A 5,298-nucleotide genomic window follows, 5' to 3' on the forward strand; every position below is an offset into this window, starting at 1 on the left:
TGTCGTCGGCGCTCACGGTCAGGCGTCCGGCGGCGGGCACCAGGATGTCGGCGAGGCGGCTGAGCATGAGGTCTCCGTACTCCACGGCCCGCGCGGCGGCGGGACGTCCGGGGTGGTCGCTCCCATCGTGCGGCGGCGGAGCCGGCCGCGGCCTGAGCCCCCGTACTCAACCGGGGCTGCCGCTTGCGCCCAGGTCACATGCGCCGGACCACCACCATCGGCCGCCGGGCACGAAGACACGCGTCAGCTCCCCCTGTCCCGTCGCCGTTCCTGCCGGCCCGAGCACTCTCGGTCCGGCACGGCGCAGTCCAGGAGGAGCTGACGGACTCCGTTCAGCACGTCACCCGTCGGCGTGCGCGCCCGGGCATCGTGCGGTGGTTCAGCCGCGTGCGGGTTCGAGTTCCCGCTCGTCCTCGGCGGGCGCGGGCCCGTCCAGGTCCCGGTGCAGCTTCTCGCCCTCGACGTCGACGTTCGGCAGCAGCCGGTCCAGCCACTTCGGCAGCCACCAGGCCGCGCGGCCGAGGAGCGCCATGACCGCGGGCACGATGGCCATGCGGACGACGAACGCGTCGAACAGGACCGCGACGGCCAGGCCGAAGCCCATCATCTTGATCATGTCGTCGTTCTCCATGATGAAGCCGGAGAAGACGCTGATCATGATGACGGCGGCGGCACCGACGACCCGCCCGCCGTGCCGGAACCCGGTCACGACGGCCTCGCCGGGCCGCGCCCCGTGGACGTAGGCCTCGCGCATCCGGGTCACGAGGAACACCTCGTAGTCCATGGCGAGACCGAAGACCACGCCGATCATGAAGATGGGCATCATCGACATGATCGGGCCCGGCTGGTCGACGCCCACGATGTCGGCGAGCCAGCCCCACTGGAAGACCGCGACGACCGCGCCGAGCGCCGCCGCCACCGAGAGCAGGAAGCCGAGCGCCGCCTTCAGCGGGACGAGGACCGACCGGAAGACCAGCATCAGGAGCAGGAACGCGAGGCCCACGACGAGCAGCAGGTACGGGACGAGGGCGTCGTCGAGGGTCTGCGAGAAGTCGATGGTCATGGCGGTCTGGCCGGTGACGAGGATCTCCGCCGAGGTGTCCGCGGACCAGGCGCCCGCGTCGGCCCGGATCGTGCGGACGAGTTCCTCGGTGGCGTGGTCGCTGGGTCCGGTGGTCGGGACGACGGTGAGGATGGCGGTGTCGCCCGCCTCGTTGACCTGCGCCGGGGTGACGGCGGCGACGCCCTCGACCTTGCTGAGCGAGGTACCGACCGTCTTCGCGGCCGCGGCGGCGCCGCTCCCGTCGACGGTCACCATGAGCGGCCCGTTGAACCCGGCGCCGAACGACTCGGACAGCATGTCGTACGCCTTGCGCTGCGTGCTGTCGGGCGCCGAGGAGCCCTCGTCGGGCAGGCCGAGCTCGAGGCTCGCCGCCGGGACGGCGATCGCGCCGAGTCCGAGGACGGCGACGACCAGCACGGACAGCGGGCGGCGCAGGACGAAGCGGGACCAGCGGGTGCCCAGGTTCGGCCGGGCCTCGGCGGGTGCGGCGGCGGGGGCCTTGCGGTCCTTGCGGCGCAGCGCCCGGCGGCCGGCGAAGCCGAGCAGCGCGGGGATCATGGTGAGCGCGATGACGACGGCGATCGCGACGGTGGCGGCCGCGGCCAGGCCCATCTTGGTGAGCATCGGGATGTTCACGACGGACAGTCCGGCGAGGGCCACGATGACGGTGAGTCCGGCGAAGACCACGGCGGATCCGGCCGTGCCGACGGCCCGGCCCGCGGCTTCCTCGCCCTCGCGGCCCTCGGCGAGCTCGGTGCGGTAGCGGGAGACGATGAACAGCGCGTAGTCGATGCCGACGGCGAGCCCGATCATCATCGCCAGCGTGGACGTCGTGCCCGAGAGGTTGAGGGTGCTGCCGAGTGCGGCGATGCCGGAGACGCCGATGCCGACGCCGATGATCGCGGTGAGCAGCGGCATACCGGCGGCGATGAGCGAGCCGAAGGTGATGACCAGGACGACGGCGGAGACGGCGATGCCGACCATCTCGGCGCTGCCGCCCATCTCCTGCTCGGCCTCCACGGCGTCACCGCCGGTCTCGACGGTCAGGCCGTCGGCGCGGGCGGCGTCGACGGCCTTGGTGAGGGCGTCGTGCGCGGCGTCGGTGAGCTCCGTCCCGGGGACCTTGTACGCGACGGACGCGTAGGCGGTCGTGCCGTCCTTGCTGACGGCGTTCGCCTTGAAGGGGTCGGCGACGGAGGCGACCTGCGGGCCGGCGCCGAGTGCCGTCACGAGCCGGTCGACGTCGGCCCGGCCGTCCCGGTCGGTGAGCGTCTCGGAGTGCGGGGCCCGTATCACGACACGGGCCGTGGCCCCCTCGGCGCTCGCGGCCGGGAACTTCTCGTCGAGCAGGTCGAAGGCCTTCTGCGACTCGGTGCCGGGCATCGAGAAGCTGTCCGCGGGCGGGGCGGGCGCGGCCGACGACGCGAAGCCGATCCCGCCGAGCAGCAGTACCCACAACAGGGCGACGTAGCGGCGGCGCCGGAAGGACAGCCGCCCGAGTTTGTACAGGAAGGTAGCCACGGCGAAGGGGACTCCCGTCGGGGATGCGGAGGCAGGATCGACCACCCGGCGATGCGTCGTTGCACGTCAGGACGGTCGGCAGGATCGTGCTTCCATCGTCGCCCGGGCTTTCGCCGCGGAGGTCAGCCTCTGAGCCCGAGTCCGCGCCCACGCCCGCGGTACCGGCCGCCGCCCGGTGTCATACCCGGGGAGGAGTCGTGGCGGATGCGTGTAGACCCCCCGAATCACCCGTACGGGAACCCGCTGCACCTCTGGGTGTATCCGTGCGGACACCCCCCTTGGCCCGCTCCGGGGCGTCCTGGCAGATTGGGCGCGCCGGCGCCGACTCGGATCCGGCGTCAACTTCAGAAGGGTGCACGATGAGTCCGCAGTTCGGTGACTACCAGTTCGAGATCTATCTGGACGGGCTGCGCGGCGTCGTGCCCACGCAGCCGATGGACTGGGCCTCCCTGGAGCGGCGTGCCCGGGCCGCACTGCCGGACTCGGTCTGGTCGTACGTGGCGGGCGGCGCCGGTGACGAGCACACCCAGCGGGCCAATGTCCGGGCCTTCGAGGGGTACGGGCTCGTGCCCCGGATGATGGTCGGCGCCGCGCAGCGGGACCTGTCGGTGGACCTGTTCGGGCAGCGGCTGAGCTCCCCGCTGTTCATGGCGCCGGTCGGGGTGATCGGCCTGTGCGCGCAGGACGGGCACGGGGATCTGGCGACGGCACGGGCCGCGGCCCGCACCGGGGTGCCGATGGTGGCGTCCACCCTGTCGGTGGACCCCCTGGAGGACGTGGCCGCGCAGTTCGGCGACACCCCGGGCTTCTTCCAGCTGTACACGCCCACCGACCGGGACCTCGCCGAGAGCCTGGTCGCGCGCGCGGAGGCGGCGGGCTTCCGGGGCATCGTCGTCACGCTCGACACCTGGGTGACCGGCTGGCGTCCGCGCGACCTGTCGACCGCCAACTTCCCGCAGCTGCGCGGGCATTGCCTGGCCAACTACACCTCCGACCCGCGCTTCCGGGAGCTGCAGCCCTCCACGGACCCGCAGGACGAGGTGCTGACCTGGGCCGGCCTCTTCGGCAACCCGCTCACCTGGGACGACCTGCCGTGGCTGCGCTCCCTGACCGACCTGCCGCTCGTCCTCAAGGGCATCTGCCACCCGGAGGACGTGCGCCGGGCGCGGGACGGCGGCGTGGACGGCATCTACTGCTCCAACCACGGCGGCCGCCAGGCCAACGGCGGACTGCCCGCACTCGACGCCCTGCCCGGCGTGGTCGAGGCCGCCGACGGGCTGCCGGTCCTCTTCGACTCCGGGGTCCGTTCGGGCGCCGACGTTGTCAAGGCGCTCGCGCTGGGCGCGACGGCGGTGGGCGTCGGGCGGCCGTACGCGTACGGGCTGGCCGTCGGGGGTGAGGACGGCCTCGTGCACGTGCTGCGCTCGCTGCTCGCGGAGACCGATCTGACCATGGCGGTCGACGGCTACCCGACGCTCGCCGACCTCACCCCCGAGGCCCTCGTCAGGGTCGCGCGAGGCGTCTGACGGGCAGCGCGGCGAGCGCGGCCCGCGCCGCGTCCCAGCCGAACTCGCCCTCGGTCAGCCGTACGCCCATGCCGCGCAGCCGCCGCACGCTGTCCCCGTAGGCGGGGTGGCGGGCCAGCGCTCCGCTCACGCACGGCAGCGCGAGCACGGGGACGCCCGCGCCGTACGCCTCGCAGAGGGTGGCGACGGCGAGGGTGTCCCCGATGCCGGCCGCCCATTTGTTGATCGTGTTGAAGGTCGCGGGGGCGACGACCATCGCATCGGCGGGCGGGAAGGGGCGTGGGTCGGCCGGGGTGCGCCACGCCGAGCGCACCTCACGTCCGGTGCGGGCGACGGCGTCACCGATGTCGAAGAAGGCGCCCGCGCAGGCCGTGGGCGTCGCGATGACGCCGACCTCCCAGCCCTGCTGCTGTGCGGCGGCGATCAGTCCCCCGACGCCGTCGGCGGCCCCGGCCGCGCACACGACGACGTAGAGGAAGGGGGCGGCGGGGTCAGCCACGGGTCGACACCTCCGTCACGAGGGCGGCGAGCGCGGCGGCGGCGCGGTCCAGGCCGCGATGCGGCGTGACGGGCTCGTCGAGGTAGACGTCGCGGCGCAGCTCCAGCATCAGGGCGCTCACGCGGGGGTCGGCGCGGTAGTACCGCAGCGGGACGTAGACACCGGCGAACGGTGTGTCGCAGGCGCTCTCGCCGAGCGGGGCGAAGACCTCGCGGGCCAGGGCGGTCAGGGCGGCCGGTGTGTGGAAGCGGTCGGTGCCCAGGCAGACGGGCGGACGCGGTTCCGTGCCGTGCAGTTCGTAGGGCAGGGCGCGGCTCGGGTAGGAGTGGACGTCGACGATGACGGCGCGGCCGGTCGCGGCGAGCCGGTCCTCGACGGCGCGGGTCATGGCCGCGGCGTACGGGGTGAAGTACGCGTCGATGAGGGCGCGTTCGTCCGCGGGCGGTTCGGGGCGCAGGGGCTCGCGGTGCGTCGTGCGGGTGTAGACGGCGCCCATGCCGACGGCCCGCATCTCCTCGCGCTCGTCCGGGAACCGCTCGGGGTCGGTGACCAGACGCGAGCGCTCGTTGACGAACTGCCACGGGGCGACCGCCGCGGCGCCCGCGGCAGCGGCGGCGAGTTGTGCGGTGTGGGCGTCGGTGATGAGGTCCAACTCCCGCTCCAGCGCCGCGTCGTCGAGCAGCAGCCCA

General features: G+C 73.5%; 4 protein-coding genes. 1 reads left to right on the forward strand and 3 read right to left on the reverse strand.

The genetic code is table 11. From position 1 onward, the window contains the following. Positions 1-379: 379 nt before the first annotated feature. Complete coding sequence (locus GTW43_RS10850) at positions 380-2,584, reverse strand: MMPL family transporter (RefSeq protein WP_161301443.1); 2,205 nt, start codon at positions 2,582-2,584, stop codon at positions 380-382. A gap of 359 nt (positions 2,585-2,943) precedes the next feature. Here GTW43_RS10850 and GTW43_RS10855 point away from each other — a divergent pair, with 359 nt between their 5' ends. Continuing rightward, the gene (locus GTW43_RS10855) at positions 2,944-4,110 is read left to right on the forward strand and encodes an alpha-hydroxy-acid oxidizing protein (RefSeq protein ID WP_161301444.1); all 1,167 of its coding nucleotides are present in this window, start codon (positions 2,944-2,946) and stop codon (positions 4,108-4,110) included. Here the strand turns inward: GTW43_RS10855 and GTW43_RS10860 are convergent. Together GTW43_RS10860 and GTW43_RS10865 are read right to left on the reverse strand one after the other, a co-directional pair. Beyond that, positions 4,088-4,609, reverse strand: a complete 522-nt coding sequence (locus GTW43_RS10860) for a flavoprotein (protein WP_161301445.1) — start codon at positions 4,607-4,609, stop codon at positions 4,088-4,090. The two genes, GTW43_RS10855 and GTW43_RS10860, sit on opposite strands and share 23 nt — an antisense overlap. Beyond that, the coding region (locus GTW43_RS10865; protein WP_161301446.1) for an N-formylglutamate amidohydrolase at positions 4,602-5,298 on the reverse strand (697 nt) is incomplete at its 5' end. The genes GTW43_RS10860 and GTW43_RS10865, both read right to left, overlap by 8 nt.

This window comes from Streptomyces sp. SID5785 (assembly GCF_009870065.1).
Taxonomy (GTDB): Bacteria; Actinomycetota; Actinomycetes; order Streptomycetales; family Streptomycetaceae; genus Streptomyces.